The organism is Xenorhabdus eapokensis (genome assembly GCF_001908105.1).
Map to the genome: position 1 here is coordinate 1 of NZ_MKGQ01000045.1, position 18568 is coordinate 18568.

The 18568-nt window shown below is 41.9% G+C and carries 14 protein-coding genes, 3 pseudogenes and 1 CRISPR repeat array; of the genes and pseudogenes, 10 read left to right on the forward strand and 7 right to left on the reverse strand.

Annotated elements, in window-relative coordinates:
- Together Xedl_RS25875 and Xedl_RS17565 are read left to right on the forward strand one after the other, a co-directional pair.
- Positions 1-82, forward strand: a pseudogene (locus tag Xedl_RS25875) (IS5/IS1182 family transposase); the annotation flags it as partial.
- Between the two features lie 305 nt (positions 83-387).
- A complete protein-coding gene (locus Xedl_RS17565) occupies positions 388-1281 on the forward strand; it encodes a hypothetical protein (protein WP_074025070.1) in 894 nt (297 codons plus the stop codon).
- 202 nt (positions 1282-1483) lie between these two features.
- On the opposite strand, the pseudogene Xedl_RS33740 reads toward Xedl_RS17565, so the two are convergent.
- The 3 genes and pseudogenes from Xedl_RS33740 to Xedl_RS17580 form a co-directional block, all read right to left on the reverse strand.
- Positions 1484-1744: pseudogene (locus tag Xedl_RS33740) on the reverse strand (transposase); the annotation flags it as partial.
- A gap of 612 nt (positions 1745-2356) precedes the next feature.
- Complete coding sequence (locus tag Xedl_RS17575) at positions 2357-3976, reverse strand: DNA cytosine methyltransferase (RefSeq protein ID WP_208605083.1); 1620 nt, start codon at positions 3974-3976, stop codon at positions 2357-2359.
- Between the two features lie 275 nt (positions 3977-4251).
- Positions 4252-4725, reverse strand: a complete 474-nt coding sequence (locus Xedl_RS17580) for a very short patch repair endonuclease (RefSeq protein WP_074025072.1) — start codon at positions 4723-4725, stop codon at positions 4252-4254.
- Between the two features lie 508 nt (positions 4726-5233).
- Here Xedl_RS17580 and Xedl_RS39380 point away from each other — a divergent pair.
- Positions 5234-5335, forward strand: coding sequence for a hypothetical protein (locus Xedl_RS39380; protein WP_422645903.1), 102 nt, complete (start codon positions 5234-5236; stop codon positions 5333-5335).
- On the opposite strand, the pseudogene Xedl_RS39385 reads toward Xedl_RS39380, so the two are convergent.
- The 4 genes and pseudogenes from Xedl_RS39385 to Xedl_RS17600 all read right to left on the reverse strand — a co-directional run.
- Positions 5304-5606: pseudogene (locus Xedl_RS39385) on the reverse strand (transposase); the annotation flags it as partial. The gene Xedl_RS39380 and the pseudogene Xedl_RS39385 sit on opposite strands and share 32 nt — an antisense overlap.
- 230 nt (positions 5607-5836) lie before the next feature.
- Positions 5837-5998 (reverse strand): transposase, encoded by a 162-nt coding sequence (locus Xedl_RS39390; protein ID WP_422645902.1) that lies wholly within the window; start codon positions 5996-5998, stop codon positions 5837-5839.
- A 131-nt stretch (positions 5999-6129) separates the two neighbouring features.
- Positions 6130-6879, reverse strand: coding sequence for an FCD domain-containing protein (locus Xedl_RS17595; protein WP_074025074.1), 750 nt, complete (start codon positions 6877-6879; stop codon positions 6130-6132).
- Positions 6880-6999: 120 nt separating this feature from the next.
- Positions 7000-7992, reverse strand: a complete 993-nt coding sequence (locus tag Xedl_RS17600) for a TRAP transporter substrate-binding protein (RefSeq protein ID WP_074025075.1) — start codon at positions 7990-7992, stop codon at positions 7000-7002.
- A gap of 261 nt (positions 7993-8253) precedes the next feature.
- Here Xedl_RS17600 and Xedl_RS17605 point away from each other — a divergent pair, with 261 nt between their 5' ends.
- The 7 genes from Xedl_RS17605 to Xedl_RS17635 all read left to right on the forward strand — a co-directional run bounded on the left by Xedl_RS17605 (position 8254) and on the right by Xedl_RS17635 (position 15876).
- A complete protein-coding gene (locus Xedl_RS17605) occupies positions 8254-8760 on the forward strand; it encodes a TRAP transporter small permease (protein WP_074025076.1) in 507 nt (168 codons plus the stop codon).
- A gap of 17 nt (positions 8761-8777) precedes the next feature.
- Positions 8778-10076: a TRAP transporter large permease gene (locus Xedl_RS17610; RefSeq protein ID WP_074025077.1), complete on the forward strand. Its 1299-nt coding sequence runs from the start codon at positions 8778-8780 to the stop codon at positions 10074-10076.
- A 14-nt stretch (positions 10077-10090) separates the two neighbouring features.
- Complete coding sequence (gene uxuA / locus Xedl_RS17615) at positions 10091-11275, forward strand: mannonate dehydratase (protein ID WP_074025078.1); 1185 nt, start codon at positions 10091-10093, stop codon at positions 11273-11275.
- A 68-nt stretch (positions 11276-11343) separates the two neighbouring features.
- The gene (locus Xedl_RS17620) at positions 11344-12807 is read left to right on the forward strand and encodes a fructuronate reductase (RefSeq protein WP_074025079.1); all 1464 of its coding nucleotides are present in this window, start codon (positions 11344-11346) and stop codon (positions 12805-12807) included.
- Positions 12808-12824: 17 nt separating this feature from the next.
- Positions 12825-14264 (forward strand): glucuronate isomerase, encoded by a 1440-nt coding sequence (gene uxaC, locus Xedl_RS17625; RefSeq protein WP_074025080.1) that lies wholly within the window; start codon positions 12825-12827, stop codon positions 14262-14264.
- A 3-nt stretch (positions 14265-14267) separates the two neighbouring features.
- The gene (locus Xedl_RS17630) at positions 14268-15278 is read left to right on the forward strand and encodes a sugar kinase (RefSeq protein ID WP_074025081.1); all 1011 of its coding nucleotides are present in this window, start codon (positions 14268-14270) and stop codon (positions 15276-15278) included.
- Complete coding sequence (locus Xedl_RS17635; RefSeq protein ID WP_074025082.1) at positions 15244-15876, forward strand: bifunctional 4-hydroxy-2-oxoglutarate aldolase/2-dehydro-3-deoxy-phosphogluconate aldolase; 633 nt, start codon at positions 15244-15246, stop codon at positions 15874-15876. The genes Xedl_RS17630 and Xedl_RS17635 overlap by 35 nt, the downstream gene beginning before the upstream one ends.
- A gap of 304 nt (positions 15877-16180) precedes the next feature.
- Positions 16181-17554: direct repeats of the CRISPR family, unit length 29 nt; unit sequence CTGTTCCCCATACGTATGGGGATAAACCG.
- The last annotated feature ends 1014 nt before the right edge of the window (positions 17555-18568 follow it).

Consider the following 18568-nt stretch of genomic DNA (forward strand, 5'->3'; position numbering starts at 1 on the left):
ATACGATAAATTAGCCCGAAATTATGCCAGCATGTTGGCGCTGGCATTTGTCATGATATGGCTACCCATGTGGGTTGAGTAAAGGATAAACGGTAAACGCCAACACGCCCTAATGTATCTGTATGACAATTTGCTTGATTACTACACAAATACTATGCCTTAATTTTCTGGATTCATGCAAACCAATCCCTTTGTCTGTCTCATATTTAGAAATTTTCCTGCATTAATAAGAAATATTTGGTATCTTTTGCTATCAGTTAGTAGATTATATAGCATTCGTTTTTATTTTAACCTATGAATAATCACTTATCTTTTTTCTTTACAATCGTGGCACTTGTTGCCTAAATCTGAGTATTACTGAATACGTGTAAAAAATTGGAAATCCAAATGAATGCAATAGAGAGATTACGGAAAGCAGTTGTTAGTGACCTTATGTCACTTGGTACTATTCAGACTGTATGGCCTCACTGGTCATCAACAATAAAAAAGCTATGTAAAGAATCTAGCATTACTGGCACTGAACTCCAAAATATAGGCAACCATCTATTTGACATTTTTAAAAGTACTTCAAAAGGCCGTGGACAAAGTGAGGTATCAGGAGGTGGAGTGGCGTGGGAAGCTCTTGTGTGTTGGTATCTAAATCTTTGCTTACTTGGTAGCAGGACAGTCATCATCAAGGCCAAGCAAGTAAATATTCCAACCTGCATACGTTATGCCATCAGCGTCAATTATGGTAATTTTCCTTCTAACACTGAAAGTGACTTACTAGCCGTCACTTTTCCGGTTAATAGTGATCTACAAAAAACATTTACTGGTGATCACAAAGAAATGATGAAAATGATAAATCAAGTGGTTGAGAATCAGTTTACAGAAACTGAACTAGGGATCATTCAATGTAAAACTAATTGGAACGACAATGCACAAATTCCAATGCTTTGGGATTTAATCTATGCATCAAATAGTTTTTCCTCAGGCGCTACTGTGGGAAGCAATGGCTTTAGCCATAAAAGACTCAAAAAGTTTACGTACTCATTCGTCACTGTTCCAACAGTAAAACCAGAGAGTTTTAAACCTACAACTACTGCAGTAATGAGAGTGAAATACTTATCTGGTGGAAACTATTGGGGACTAAAATCTAAATTAGGAATAGCATCAAATTTATTCGATATTATCCAGAAAAACTTCGCTACTAGCCATAGAGAATATCCAAATGGCTGGCATTTGGCTGTTGCCGAAGAAATTATGAAAATGAAGCTAAATGACAATTACTTTAAGTTATAAAAAGATATTTCATATAATAATCTCAATTACTATACACAATTAACTTAAAGATACAGGAATTAAAGCCTGAAAATTATCTGTCAGCCGGATAGTCAGTTCCTGTACTTTTTCTGGCAATGTGATATGAAAAAATGATGAAGTGTTTCACGGAATGTTTTGCATCTGGGAAATAAATATTGTTTCGTACCTGCTCATTCGCTTACTTCCATAATCGCTCAATCAGGTTGAGGTTAGGGTTGTAAGACGGCAGATAATGCAACTCAATATTCAAAACTTCGGCAAAAAATTGGACTATTTCAGTGCGGTGGTAACCGGTCCCATCCAGAATGAAATGAATTTTTTGTGAAAGCAGGTAGATTTTCCGGATTGCACCGAAAAACAGGACAACATTTTTCGCGTTAATTGTCAAGATAAGTCCGGTAAGGCTCTTGGCAACGCAATTTACGGTACACCCATCATGCACAGTATCAATAACGTGAGCAATCGGTGGGCATAGTCCTCATCACGAGTTTTTTATGGGTAAATTTTTTCATTTTCTGGCGCTCATCTTGATGATATCGGTGCAATGATAAGCACAACACGGTTCGTTGGATGTTAGTAATTGTTCAGATCGCAAAAATCGGATTGGGTTCTCTCCAAATGATCTATTATTTTGAAATCTTATTCAGTTTTTTCCATCAAAAAACATGTATAGCAGGCCAGTGAAGAAAGATATAGATACACATGCTAAAAACAATCGTGAATAAAAATCGCTCAACTATATCTAAGCGATATAAAACTTGAGTATTCAAAAAAGGATTTTAATGTGTAAACAATTCCTAGATCATTTTCTATAAAGACACTCTTTAATCCATAATTCAGGAAATATATTTTTAGATAGTATGTGAGTTATGATATTATAGTTACGCAGACTTTCATGATGCTTTGATGTAGTCATTATTTTTCCCATAATATGGTTTATATGAAAAAATAATGATAGGGTTGAAATAAAATTCAACCCATCAAATACTATAAAAATAAATTATATATTTTAATTTTGTTATGTTAACTAAATTTATCAGTATCTTATTATTAATTATAGAGAGCCATTCTTTTCTTCTGCTATATTTAACAGCTCAATAATAACTTTTCCTAAAGCCAATCCCAGTAATGGTGGAACTGCATTGCCTACTTGAGTGTATTGAGGAACTTCGAATTTACGCATTTTCCCTCCTGTTGTCACTTTAGAACGAAAAATAAAATTATCCGGAAAAGATTGTATTCTCGCCATTTCTCTAACAGTAAGCACTCGCAATTCATTTTTATCATAATGACAAGCGTCATCAGGGATAGATAAAGCAGCAAATGCAGGTGAATTCGCAATCAATGCCCTTTGGGTCTGTTTTCTAGTTGGGTGTAGTTTTAAGTAGTCTATAAAATCTGTTTTATTGGTGAAATATTTCATTTTACCATTATCTTGCAAATATTCATATTCTTTTAATTTCCCCCAGATATAATCATCTAAATTAGATCCATTTCCTTTTAATATTGAGAAGACAGATTTATTAACTGATTTATCATTCACTTCTTGAAGTACTTGATATATTCTAAATCTACATTTAACCAATAAGCTATTGTTACGTTGTTCATGGTTATATGTCCCAATTTTATTTTTTAATGAAGATGAAAAAGTTTTATTTAAATATTTTATATATTCAGATTCTTCTGAAGGAGAGTTAAGTTTTAAATCATCCAAGGCTTCTTTTACTGAGACTTCTTTTTTATTCACAAGATGATGAAAGAAAGAATTCTCCAATAGTTCCAAATCATTAGGTCTCATTACATCAAAGTAAATTAAAGTTCCAAATACAGCTTTTTCTGGTGTATTTTTTACTAGTTTATAAAAAACATCCGAGTTTTTTAATAATCTATACTCTGAACTTCCATTTTCTACATTTTTGAAAATTTTATTAAAAATATCCTGACGAATAGCAATCATAATAAAACGTGGTCTATTCTGGGCAACACCTGTTAATCTGGCATTTATATGTAAACATACTGGTATATACCCTTTAATAGCAAAGGCTTTAGCTACTTCAAACCATGCATGATAACGGCTGCCATCTTTATCCTTAAATGCTCTTAATATACCAGTTACATTTTCCAGTAAAACTATTTTAGGTTGTATCATGGAAACAAAATTTGCGAACTCCCAAGGCAATGTATTTTTTTCATTATTTTTTTCACGTAAACCTGCCATACTAAAACTCTGGCATGGGGGGCCTCCTGAGACAAGATCTACGCCATTCTGATTAAAACCTGATTTTAATAGATTAAGTAATTCTAAATTATTTTTAATTAATGCATTTAGCTGAATAATGCTTCCAACAACTAAGCTATTCTTTAATTTCTTCTCTTTTCCAAAAAGATCGGTGTTTTCAGATGAAATCTCTGGAAAATTAAGAGGATTTTCCCTCAAACGTTGCTTTAAATCTTTAAAAGCACTGCTAATCCAAAAAGTTTTTTTTGGAGACTTATTATTTTTTCCCAATAATTCGAGATCTTCATTTAGAAGATTATAGGCAAACGTTTCTGCAGCCATAGGTGATAATTCATTCGCAAGAAGTAGATTAAATCCTGCACTTTCTAGTCCTAGAGATAAACCACCACAGCCGGAAAACAATTCAATGTGATTATATAGATTAGATCGCTTCAAAGTACACCTGTGCATATGCAATTAAAAGGATTGGATTAATTATATTTTAGATCAATACAAATCAATTGTCCAGGCTTATTGAAAAACAATATTTACTTTTGCGAACAGTATCGAAAATATTATTTTCAATTTTATAGGGAAAACATAATTTAAGTCAATAAGATAAATTATCTGCATTACTGCTATAATCGATAACACGATAACCCAATTTGTAGTGGTATAAAGATTTCGGACAGCCTCTAAATCAATTTATATTGATGTTATGACCACCTTATTTAGATATCTCCCATATGAATACCTTCATTATCAATTTCAGCATATAAATAATCTTCACACAACCACTCTTCTACCCTTTCAGATAATCCCTTATCCGATAACCTATATTTACCTGTCAAAGAACACTCCCATACAATTAATACCTTCCAATTCAATTTAATTAAAGAACTGACCACAGCTTTATCTCTACTAATATTTCTATTGATTTTTTTTAACCAAAAATCCCTTCTTGTCATGGGTGGCTTAAATATATAACATTTATGCCCATGCCAAAAACAACCATGAACAAATAATACAGAATTATATTCATCTATAACAAAATCAGGTTTTCCTGGTAAATCCGAAACTTGTTTTCTATATCTAACATCCAAGTTTATAATAATTTTCTCAATTTTCTTTTCTATAAATGTATCACTACTTTTAATAGAACGCATAATTCTGCTTCTAACTTCGGGATCATTTACTTTGGACATAACAATCTCTTTTTTATCAAAAAGGTTATCAGTTGCTATGGTACATATTTTACTATCCCATGCCTTTTCTAAGGTTGAGTCTTAATATGTTGTATTGCAACCGCTTCAGTCACGATAAAAACAACCTTCGTTCATCCGCTTTGATAATGGCTTGCTTAACCTCCATTCTTTTCAGGCAATAAAAACTTTCCTCAGTTAAAGTATCGTCCCAGAGGTTCACTTCATCATCGTCAGTGACTAACATTTACCGATAACACTCACGACCCTATTTCCAATTCTGTAATCGCCGCTTCATATTAAATGTATCTGTTTGGACAGTCACTGAATTCAATCATAAAACGATGCATGGCAATACGCTAATCTTGAAGCAAAATTGTCCATTTTTATGCTATTCCTGAATGCTGAATGGCCATAAAAATCATTTTTTCACCGACTTATTCGACTTAGAGGTTGCTAGTTCAGCCTTAAAAGTGGTTTTAAAACAGTCAGTTTTTTAGATTATATCGTCATAAGATATTTAACCAAAGAGCAAGACAGCGGATCTGAACAGCAGCAAGAAATGATGCCCTATTTTTGGCATGACGGGTCGCTATACCACGCCAACGTTTAAGATGAAGAAAAGCATTTTCAACTAAATACCTGAGTCGATAGAGTTCCCGATCATATTCTCGTTTCACTTTGCGATTTTTTCGGCCGGGAATTTGCACTGCCATACCTTGTTTTTCTGCTTGTTCAACAACGGTATGACTGTCATAGCCCCGATTCGCTAATAAATGTTCTGCATCTATTCCATCAATCAAGGCCTCAGCTTGTGAGCAATCCGCTGTGGTACCGCTTGTAATAAGCGCTCTGAGCGGCATACCATGCGCATCCACGGCCAAATGTATCTTTGTATTGAGCCCCCTTTTGTGCGCCCCATATCCTGATTGCCTCCTGCCGCCCCTGCGGCATGGGGATGAACCTTAATATGACTGGCGTCAATCATCAGCCATTCGAAATCGGGTTCAAAGATGAGTTCTTCAAGCAGTCCTTCCCATACGCCTTTGTCCCGTCACCGACAAAAACGGCGATGCGTATTTTTCCAGTCGCCATAATCGGGCGGTAAATCTCGTCAGGGTGCGCCTGTCCGTAAGATCCAGAACACCGCATTAATAAATAATCGATTATCATAAGCAACACGCCCCCAGGCTCCCTTACGTCCCGATAGGTGAGGTTCAAGCAAACTCCAAATATGCTCGGAAATACCATGACGGCGGTGTGCTGGTGTGCTCATGGTTAAGTCATCCATTCATGTCATATAGAGTTATTATTACATGAATTTATGATGACCCTATCTAGAAAAAGGAAAAGCTGGCTCAAATATCTCAATATCTTGAGATTTTCAGCCAGCTCAGTGTCAAAAACTCACTTCCCAATCCCCACCGGATACGACTCAAACAAATACCCATCGAAATTAGGATCATCGACATCGGATAATTCAAGCAAACTTTGTTTCACATTTTCTAAATGTTGCCACATCGTTTGTTTCGCTGCTATGGGATCTTTTTTGATCATCGCTGCCAAAATTGCCTGATGATCATTCAACCACGCTTTACGATAGTCGGTATTGGTAATTCGGCTATGTAACTTGATCCACATAGGGTTATTCTCACGCCACGCCCAGGACTGTTTAAGCAATTCAACTAACATACTGTTATGCGTTGCCTGCGCGATAGCTAAATGAAACGCCTTATCACCGGATTCACTTTCTCCCGAAATCAGATCTTTTTTCTCTTTTTCCAATGCGTTGCGCATATTGGCAATATCGACCGGCGTCACCTGGAGTGCGGCAAATTCAGCGATATTACTTTCCAATAATTGGCGCGCTTGCAATAACTCAAAAGGCCCTGCGGCATTAATGGTGGTATCGCTTGTATAAGCGCATGGCAGTTGGATGAGATAAATACCTGAGCTTTTGCGTACTTCGATGAGGTTTTCCAATTCCAGCACAATTAACGCTTCACGAATAAGAGTGCGTGAAACGCTGAATTTTTCCGCAATTTCACGTTCTGTCGGGAGACGATCACCAGGAGAATAATCCATCTCTATAATCATCTGACGTAATGATTGGGCTACTTCGTGATAGGGACGCCTGGAGTCTGCAAAGTTCATCATTTAATGCCGCCGTAAGGTCATATACTTAAATGGATCGACTAAAAATGATGTTATTCTAAGACATCAATGCCAGAAATATAACCACCTATTCTTGTTACAATAGGTGGTTTTGAGAGAAAATTATTCTATTTTACGTACTCGATTTACCATTTCGAAGAATTCCGGTTGAGTTTTAGCAATATCGTCATACAGGGGTTTAACCGCGTCTTGAAAGAGGGTTTTATCCACGGCAATAAATTCAACCCCTTGTTTTTCTGCTTTAGCACGCTCTTCCTGTTCTGATTTTTCCCACAGTTGAATCATGTAGTTTGAGGAATTTAGCGCCGCTTTTTTCACAATTTCTTGCTGTTCAGGGGTTAATTTATTTAACGATTTGTTCGATATTAACAGGACATCAGGGATCATCGTATGCTCATCCAGCGAAAAGAATTTTGTCACTTCGCTATGGCGGCTTAACGTAAAAGAAGTAATGTTGTTCTCAGCCGCGTCCACAACTCCCTGTTTCAATGCGGTATAGAGTTCACCATAAGCGAGTGGTGTTGGATTTCCTCCTAACCCTTTTACCATCGCAATGGCGGTTGGGCTGGGTTGTACGCGAATTTTCAAACCTTTTAGGTCTTCAGGCGTTCTGATCGGTTTTTTCGCATAAAAACTGCGTGCGCCCGCATCATAGTATGTGAGACCAATAAATCCCATGTTTTGGCTTGAATCGAGGATTTCTTTTCCAATATCGCTATTAATGACTTGTTGATAGTGCGCTTTATCACGGAATAAATAGGGCAGGTTAAAAATGGAATAAGCCGGAGAAAAGGCTTCTAATTCTGCCGCATTGGATTTAGCAATATCTAAGGCGCCATTTTGCATCAATTCGATAGATTCACGTTGGTTGCCCAATTGAGAATCAGAATAGATGCGGATACGGACTTCCCCGTTGGTTTTTTCTTTCACTTCGTTAGCGAATTCGGTCATAGCTTTATGAACAGCATGCTCTCGGTTCTGGTTATGGCTGAGTTTCAGTGTTGTTACGGCAAAAGCCTGGGATGCCCCCAGCATAAACATGATGCCAGCCACTATGCCTGCCATACCGAAAAGTTGTCGTTTGTTGTTCTGCATGTTTGGTTCTCCAGAGGTAAGTGTAGGTTTTTATTATTTTCTGTGGACAAACCATAATCAGATCTCACTGATTGGGCAAAGGGTAAAATCCAATTGGTCGATCTGAATCGCAAAAAATGGCATTATTGGTTGACCTTTTATGTTTGTGATCTATATCACTCTTTTTCTGGTAGTTATTGCAACGTTTTTAGTACGATCAGTATAGATTCTGATCCCTGGGTGGACTTTAATTGGTAAACCAAAATGACAGGAGTCGGATAAATGAAAAACCTTGTAGCGATAACCAATAAAAGTTTGGCATTTTTTACCATCTGCCTGCTGGCCTTTCTGGTTTTATGTGTGTCGTGGCAGGTCATTTCACGCTATGTCCTAGATGCACCGAGCACCGAGACCGATGAGTTAGCACGTTATCTGTTTATGTGGGTTGCAATGATTGGCGCTGCATACACCACCGGACAACATCGTCATCTTGCGATCGATCTGCTGATGATGAAATTAACAGGCGTCAAGAAAAGTATTATTGGTCTGATTATTCAGGCAGCCATTATTTTATTTTCTTCCATTGTGCTGCTTTATGGTGGCAGCCTGCTTGTTTCATCGACACTGGAAAATGGTCAAATCACCCCTGTATTAGGCTGGAAGATGGGATACATCTATTTATGTTTGCCTATTAGCGGAATATTGATGATTTTCTATGCGCTTGTTGATGTGATCTCGATTGTTCAGCATTTTTCTGGTCAACCACCCGTTGTGTCTGAAAATCACTAAATTATGGAGATTAGAGTATGGATTGGTCTGTCATTGCCGCACTCTTTGGCACATTTGCGATATTACTGGCATTGAGTGTCCCCGTTTCTTTTGCAATCGGCTTATCTTCGTTAGTCGCCATTACGATGACATTGCCGTTGGAATCTGCGATCACGGTTGTTGCGCAACGTATGGCGGCGGGAGTCGATAACTTCTCTTTATTGGCGATCCCGTTCTTTATTCTGGCCGGAAATATGATGAATCAGGGCGGGATAGCTGCACGTTTGATCAATCTGGCTAAAATGATTGGCGGCCGTTTGCCGGGATCATTAATGCACGTCAATATCATGGCGAACATGCTGTTCGGGGCAATTTCCGGCTCGGCAGTGGCATCTGCCGCCGCGGTCGGGGGGACAATGGCGCCGATGCAGAGAAAAGAAGGATACGACTCTGGGTTGTCTGCTGCCGTAAACATCGCTTCTTGCCCTTCTGGTTTACTGATCCCACCCAGCAATACCTTGATTGTGTACTCGTTAGTTTCAGGGGGGACATCAATTGCGGCCTTGTTCTTGGCGGGTTATATCCCCGGCATTATGATGGGAGTTTCACTCATGATTGTGTCTGCCATTATTGCCAAAAGGAAGCGTTATCCCGTTGCACCTCGGCCAACATGGCGCGAGTTTTTGGATACAGCGTGGAAAGCCATCCCGTCATTAATGCTGATTGTAGTCATTATGGGCGGGATTATTGCGGGGATCTTCACAGCGACAGAAGCATCAGCCATTGCGGTGCTCTACAGTTTTATTCTTGCAGTGATTGTTTATCGTGAAGTGAGTGTCAAACAACTGCCCAAAATTATCCTTGATTCAGCCGTGACCACATCGATTGTCTTACTGTTGATTGGCGTATCAATGGGAATGTCTTGGGCGATGGCCAATGCTGATCTGCCGTATCTGATTGCGGATGCATTGATGGCAGTTTCTGATAATCCACTGACTATCCTGCTGGTCATCAATATCATCTTGCTGATCGTGGGGATCTTTATGGATATGACTCCGGCCATTTTGATCTTCACGCCAATTTTCTTACCCGTTGCAATGAGCATGGGTATCGATCCGGTGCATTTTGGCATCATCATGACATTTAATTTGGCTATTGGAATTTGTACCCCTCCCGTCGGCAGCGCTTTATTTGTGGGTTGCTCGGTAGGGGATGTGAGTATTGATAAGGTACTGAAGCCACTGTTGCCGATGTATGTTGCGCTGATCTCGGCGCTAGCGCTGGTGACATATCTGCCGCAATTGAGTTTATGGTTACCTGAATTAGTTTTGAATTAGTTATAGGGGGAATTATGAAACAAACTTGGCGTTGGTATGGGCCTGGAGATCCGGTTTCATTAGCGGATATCCGTCAGGCTGGAGCAACAGGGGTTGTGACGGCGTTGCACCATATGCCTAATGGTGAAGTCTGGACGCTCGAAGAGATAGAGCAACGTAAGGCACTGATTGAAGCTAATCAACTTGAATGGACAGTCGTAGAGAGTGTTCCCATTCATGAAGATATCAAAACGCAGACTGGGGAGTATGATCACTGGATTGCAAACTATCAACAAACCTTGCGTAACCTCGCTGCCTGCGGGATCAAAACAATATGCTACAACTTTATGCCGGTTCTGGATTGGACGCGTACAGATCTCGAATATGAATTACCTGATGGTTCAAAAGCGCTGCGTTTTGATCAAATCGCATTTGCTGTTTTTGATATCCACATTTTGCAACGTCGTGATGCAGAAAAAGCGTATTCCGATGATGAAATTGTGCAAGCACAATCACGCTTCGCTGCAATGACAGAAGAAGAAAAACAAAAACTAACAAACACGATCATTGCTGGTCTTCCGGGGGCAGAGGAAGGCTATACCTTAGAACAATTTCGCCAACACCTAAAACGTTATACCGATATTGATAAGGCCAAATTGCGTGAGCATTTTGCTTATTTCCTGCAACAGATCATTCCGGTTGCGGAAGAACTCGGTATCAAAATGGCTGTTCATCCGGATGATCCCCCACGTGAGATCTTAGGCCTGCCACGCATAGTTTCTACCATAGAGGATATGCGTTGGATAGCCGAAACGGTAGACAGTCATGCCAATGGTTATACGATGTGCACCGGATCTTATGGTGTGCGGGCGGATAATGATTTGGTGCAGATGATCAAATCATTTGGCTCCCGTATCTATTTCCTCCATTTGCGCTCAACCCTACGGGAAGAAAATCCCTCCACGTTCCACGAAGCGGCGCATCTTGCCGGTGATGTGGATATGTATGAAGTGATCAAAGCGGTCGCAGAAGAAGAACATCGCCGATTGGCAGCGGGTGAAAATCACCTGATTCCAATGCGGCCTGATCATGGTCATCAAATACTTGATGATTTAAAAAAGAAAACGAATCCCGGCTATTCAGCAATTGGCCGCCTGAAAGGGCTGGCTGAAATTCGTGGCCTTGAGTTGGGCATTCATCGTGCATTTTTCCCAAAATAGTTTCTGGACTTGAACCCTACAGGGGAGTGAATGAATGTCACTCATTGCCACTTATTTGTGAGTCGATTATGAAAAAAAATCTTGTCAGTGCGATAACGTCTGTCCAATACCCTCGCTGGACAACCGAACGTTTGACTTCCCGTATGGTGCATTTAGGCTGCGGTGCGTTTCATCGGGCGCATCAGGCACTTTATACGCATCATGTATTAGAACAAACAGACAGTGATTGGGGATTTTGTGAAGTTAATCTGATGCTAAACGATACTTCACTGATTGAAAATCTGAAAAAACAGTCCATGCGCTATCACGTCGCAGAGAAAGGGAGAGAGGAGGTCACATTAAAAATTATTGGTTCGATGAAAGAAGGGATGCACCCATTAATTGATGGTGTTCAGGCGATTATTGAAAAAATGGCGCATCCGGATGTCGCCATCATCTCTTTGACCATCACCGAAAAAGGCTATTGTACCGATGCCGCAACAGGGCATTTAGATCCAAATAATGTTTTGATTATTAAAGATATTGCTAATCCCGCTGTGCCAAGATCAGCCATCGGGTACATGACTGCGGCATTAAAATTGCGTTTTGAACGAAGCCTGCCTGCGGTAACGATTTTGTCGTGCGATAACGTGCGGGAAAATGGACATGTTGCCCGTGAAGCCGTATTGAGTCTGGCGCGTTTGCAGGACGAAAAATTAGCGCAATGGATAGAAAATCAGGTGACGTTTCCCTGCACGATGGTGGATCGTATTGTGCCGGCAGCGACACCAGAAACGTTAACCGAAATTGCCCAATGGCTGGGCGTGGAAGATCCCTGTGCCATTGCCTGCGAACCTTTCCGTCAATGGGTGATTGAAGATAACTTTGTCAATGGGCGTCCAGATTGGGATCTGGCGGGTGCACAATTTGTGGACGATGTGGCGCCATTTGAAATGATGAAGTTGCGCATGTTAAATGGCGCTCATTCCTTTCTGGCCTACCTGGGGTATTTGGGCGGCTATGCCCATATCTCCGATACGATGACAAATGCCGATTATCGTCGGGCAGTGTACGCACTGATGCTGGATGAACAAGCCCCAACCCTGTCGATGCCAGAAGATACCGACTTAGTCGCTTATGCGGATAACTTAATCGAACGGTTCACCAATCCGGCGTTAAAACATCAGACATGGCAAATTGCGATGGATGGCAGCCAGAAATTACCACAACGCATGCTTGATTCCATTGAATGGCACCTTGTGCAGGGAAGTGATTATCGCCATTTAGCGCTCGGTGTGGCGGGTTGGATGCGTTATATCAGTGGTGTGGATGAACAAGGCCAACCCATTGATGTGCGTGATCCATTAAAAGCGACTTTTGCGGCGATTTATGCGGAATATGGTCATTCTGTCGCTGTGGTGGAAGCGTTACTGGCCATTGAATCGATCTTCGGTAAAAAATTAGGCAAAAACCGTGACTTTGTCGATAACGTTACCCAAGCCTACCAAAACTTACTAACCGTTGGCGCCCGCCAGGCGGTTGCGGCTCTTTGATCATAGAGGAAAACATAATGAAAACCTTTATGTGTGAAGATTTCCTGTTAAATAATGACGTTGCTCGCCGCCTTTATCATGATTACGCAGCGTTAATGCCGATTTATGATTATCACTGTCATCTCAATCCAAAAGAGATTGCGCAAAACCGCCGTTTCCCCAATCTTGGTCAAATTTGGTTGCAGGGTGATCATTATAAGTGGCGGGCGATGCGTGCGGCAGGGATTGAAGAGGCTCTGATTACCGGTACTGAAAGCAGTGATTACCAAAAATATCTTGCCTGGGCGAAAACGGTTCCCCTGACGATCGGCAATCCACTTTATCACTGGACACATCTGGAATTGCGGCGTCCATTTGGTATTAGCGGAAAATTATTTGCACCTGACACCGCAGAGGCTATCTGGCATGAGGCGAACGAAAAACTCTCTCAAAGTGAATTTTCTGCCCGTGGCATTATGCAGCAAATGCAGGTACGAATGGTGGGAACAACGGATGATCCCATTGATTCTCTCGAATACCATCAACAGCTCGCCAAAGATAAAGATTTCACCATCAAAGTGTTACCAAGCTGGCGTCCGGACAAAGTCTTCAAAATTGAATTACCGGATTTTTGTGACTATCTCGAACAATTAGGGGAAGTCGCAGATGTCGCTATCGGGTGTTTTGCTGATTTATTGCAGGCATTAGAGCGCCGCCTTGCACACTTTCAGGATCACGGTTGTGTGGCATCGGATCATGGCATTGAACATATGCGTTATGCGCCGATACCTGACGAAAAAGTGTTAGATATTATTTTGCAAAAGCGCAGGCAGGGGCAACCACTTAGCGAATTAGAAATCGCACAATTCACAACAGCGGTGCTGGTTTGGTTAGGTAAGCAGTATGCAAAGCGCGGCTGGGTCATGCAGATGCATATTGGTGCTTTACGTAATAACAACACACGGATGTTTAATCTGTTAGGGGCAGACAGCGGCTTTGATTCCATTGGCGATAATCCTATCGCTTACCCATTATCTCGCTTGTTGGATGAGATAGATAAAACCGGTGCATTGTCGAAGACCATTCTCTATTGCTTAAACCCTCGTGATAATGAAGTGATCGCCACTATGACGGGCAACTTTCAGGGCGGAAGCCTTGCACAAGGCGGGAAAAGTATCGGCGGCAAAATCCAATTTGGATCGGGCTGGTGGTTTAACGATCAAAAAGACGGTATGCAGCGTCAATTAGAGCAACTCTCGCAATTAGGGTTGTTAAGCCAATTTGTCGGTATGCTGACAGATTCACGCAGTTTCTTATCCTACACCCGTCATGAATATTTTCGGCGCATTCTCTGCAATATGCTGGGGAAATGGGTCGAAAATGGTGAAATCCCCGATGATGAAAAAATGCTGGGGCAGATAGTTCAGGATATCTGCTTCAATAATGCTGAACGTTATTTTCAGGCCATAAAGGATTAAAGAATGCAGATGCGGAAAATTGGCCTGATTGGCGAAAGTATGATCGAGCTAAATGGCATCCCATTTGGTGTCATGACACAAAGCTATGGCGGTGATGTACTTAATAGTGCGGTTTATCTGGCTCGCGCTGGCGGCGATAAGTTTGATGTCCATTTTGTCACGGCGATGGGAACGGACGCCTTGAGCGAAGGTATGATCTCACGCTGGCAGCAAGAAGGCATTAATACGTCGTTAGTATTGCGTGATAACGCACACCAGTCCGGTTTATACCTGATCCAACTTGATGAAAAAGGTGAGCGCACGTTTCTTTACTGGCGTAATGACTCAGCGGCGCGTTATCTCTTGCGTCATCCTGCTTATTCCATAGTGCGCCAGCAATTGCAGAGCATGGATGTACTTTATCTCAGCGGGATCAGTCTGGCGATTTTGCCGGAAAATGATCGCCAACGGCTGCTCATTGATTTGAAACAGTTGTCTGCTGACGGGAAGGTGATTTTCTTTGACAGTAATTATCGTCCGGCTTTATGGGAAAACGCAGCCCAAGCCCGTGCGTGTTATCAGCAAATGTATGCTATCACGGATATTGCGTTAGTCACTGACGATGATGAAGCGAATCTCTGGGGAGATATGTCAATGGAGGACAGTTTTCATCGCCTGAAAAGCATGGGGGTTAAACAAGCCATTATCAAAGCGGGTGAACGGGGTTGTTTTTATCGTGACTTAAGCGGCTGCGATGCCACACTACATATTGAAACTCAAGCTGTTACATCTGTCGTTGATACCACGTCGGCAGGCGATGCGTTTAATGCGGGGTTTATCGCGGGGTGGTTACATGGAAAATCTATTCATGACGCTGCATTAATGGGGCATCAGCTCGCAGGGGTTGTGATCCAGCATAAAGGTGCGATTGTTCCGCAAGCTGTGACACAAGGGGTTATCGCCCGTTTTTTAAATTCGAACGAAATTGGAGAGGATGAAAATGCAAGAGATAATGATACGTCTGCGTCAGATTAAAATTGTGCCTGTGATAGCTATTGAAGAGGCCAGAGATATCATTCCTCTTGGTCACGCATTAGCCGACAACGGCCTGCCTGTAGCTGAAATCACATTTCGTACCGAGAGTGCCACCGAAGCAATTAGCCTGCTGAAAGCTGAACGGCCAGATATGTTGATCGGGGCAGGCACCGTGCTTCATCGTGAACATGTTCGTCAGGCAAAAGCGGCAGGGGCAGAGTTTGTCGTCTCACCAGGGCTTAATCCAAACACCGTACAGGCGTGCCAGCAAATTGGTATCCCTATCATTCCCGGCGTGAATAATGCCAGCACAATTGAACAGGCGCTGGAATTAGGCATCGAGTTTGTTAAATTCTTCCCCGCCGAACCCTCGGGTGGAATTGCGATGATTAAAGCGCTACTTGCCCCGTACCCACAGTTAAAGGTCATGCCAACTGGTGGGATCAGTGTTGAGAACATTCGCAATTATCTGGCTATCCCACAAATTGTGGCATGTGGTGGATCATGGATGGTGAGCCCACAGTTGATCCGAGATAAGGAGTGGAAAAAGGTGGGTAAATTGGCGCGGGAGGCGGTGAAGTTGGTTGATGCTTGCTGAGGTGATTATTTTTTTATGGTTTTTACTTGGGATTATGTCTCTCTGATACGTTGAGTGTATCAACGTATATTGAATATCTTGGCATCGATTTTTATGAGATAGAGCAAAGTTTTAGAGATGCTACTCATAGCAAAAATGTTTCGTATAAGGAATTTCGGTAGATTGAGATGGTTTGAGCTTTGGTTTTTTAACATATTGAAAAACAAATATTTTTATATTTAATTAAATGCGATTTTTAAGTAAAAAACGTGGTAGAATTTTTTCTATCAAAAAAGTTCTTTAAAAATAAATGGATATAATTAGCCTGTTCCCCATACGTATGGGGATAAACCGCAAATGCGAGTTGGTATGCTGATATCTTTAGACTGTTCCCCATACGTATGGGGATAAACCGGGAAAAGGTGAAGTGAGTCATTCGTGCCGTTGCTGTTCCCCATACGTATGGGGATAAACCGGGTCACATCATTAATAAATTAATGACAAAAAACTGTTCCCCATACGTATGGGGATAAACCGAGGACAGAGCCAATGACCACGACCGTAATTAACTGTTCCCCATACGTATGGGGATAAACCGGAGGTTATGCGACTTGTGGGTAAATTAATTTCCTGTTCCCCATACGTATGGGGATAAACCGGGAGTGCCTGAAAGAACTCAGAAATTTACCCACTGTTCCCCATACGTATGGGGATAAACCGCGCAAACCAACGGTCAATCACTGCTGCACGACCTGTTCCCCATACGTATGGGGATAAACCGAACTGCGTCACGGTCGTGAGCCAGTTGATACCCTGTTCCCCATACGTATGGGGATAAACCGTCGCAGTCCATTATTTGTCTGTACATCAAGGCCTGTTCCCCATACGTATGGGGATAAACCGTTTTCAATTGGATTTAAAAAAGATTCAGATAGCTGTTCCCCATACGTATGGGGATAAACCGTCGATCAGGCTCTAGCTCCAGATTTTCCCAATTCTGTTCCCCATACGTATGGGGATAAACCGAATTTCGCTATCACGTTCAGGATGCCATGTATACTGTTCCCCATACGTATGGGGATAAACCTTTTTCAAGTCTTGTTCTGCCTTGATAGTCGCCCTGTTCCCCATACGTATGGGGATAAACCGGCATTCGGATCGCTTTCCGTTAATGAACGAATCTGTTCCCCATACGTATGGGGATAAACCGTTAAGTGCCCTGCATAATGCTAGCGGTGGAAGCTGTTCCCCATACGTATGGGGATAAACCGGCTTCGCCTGCCATCAACGGCGGGGCAACAATCTGTTCCCCATACGTATGGGGATAAACCGATGATCCCCGCCAGAACGCCCGCTAAAAACCACCTGTTCCCCATACGTATGGGGATAAACCGCTGAATAATAAACAAATACACACGAGGTTATTCTGTTCCCCATACGTATGGGGATAAACCGCAAGCCATTGATTGCGAACCACCTTTTGTAGGCTGTTCCCCATACGTATGGGGATAAACCGGTTTAGAAGAAAGAAAGAAACATAATTATTTGCTGTTCCCCATACGTATGGGGATAAACCGTGTATCGTTGCCTGTCTCCGTTAAAATACGCACTGTTCCCCATACGTATGGGGATAAACCGGATTCAGGGTTGCACCTGTGTCATAACTGACACTGTTCCCCATACGTATGGGGATAAACCGAAGAGTCAGGTCATGAAACCAAAAATAATGCCCTGTTCCCATACATATGGGGATATCCACACTCACAACTGCTTGGGCACGGCAAATATATCCTGCAACCTTTTCGGGCGTTAGCCCATCGCGCAAGACTGCCACATTATCGCGTGCAACTGCGCTTTCCAGATGCTGTGCGCTGTGCAGCGTTGTAGGGCTGCAAAGAATGCCCACGGAATGGCCGGGAAACTCGTCGGCGATAGCTTGTAGAGCTGCGGTTGCACGGGAAGGGGATAGCCCCTTGTCTTTTCGGCTGGCATAAGGATTAAATAGGATTTGAGGGGAAAGCGCCGCAGACGGGAACTCGGCAGGCAATGGCACAATGTACTGAGTGTCGATCACTTTCGCGCCTAGATCCTGCAGAATATACTGGTACTGCTCCACGATATTGAGCGTTTTCGTAGCGAAACCCATTTTACGATTCACACAGCGCAGCGAATCATCAAGGGAATAGAGACTCGCCGGGCGGAGTAACCGCATAAAAATGTAGCGGTCAAGGAACTGGCGGAACTGACCGCCGCCCATACCCATCACAACACGGGCACTCCACAGAACGCCAGCGCCATCAGAGGCACAGCCCAAGAATCGGATGGACTGAAACAGAAATATTCGCCTGTGATTGGGTGAATATCGTTTATTTGTGTGATGTTTTGTACGCCATACCATAGGTTGATATTTTATGCTATAGGTATTAGACTGATGATGTCAGTTAAGGAATGTCGCGCTATAACTGAGGCTACCACCCTCGTATAGCTCAAAGATAAATACCCTGCTTAAGGGGAATGCAAAAAAACCAACCTCACCAGTTGGTTTTTTTGTTTTTATATACCTATCATTTTTATTGATTGAATGATCTGAAAATGAACTTATAATTTATAGCTGTTAACGCGATGCTCGACTTTAACACCCTATAACCTTGGCTTGTTGGAGCCAGTCGCGTTGACTTTTGCCTTGTTTAAAATTGGCAAAAATACCCAACGT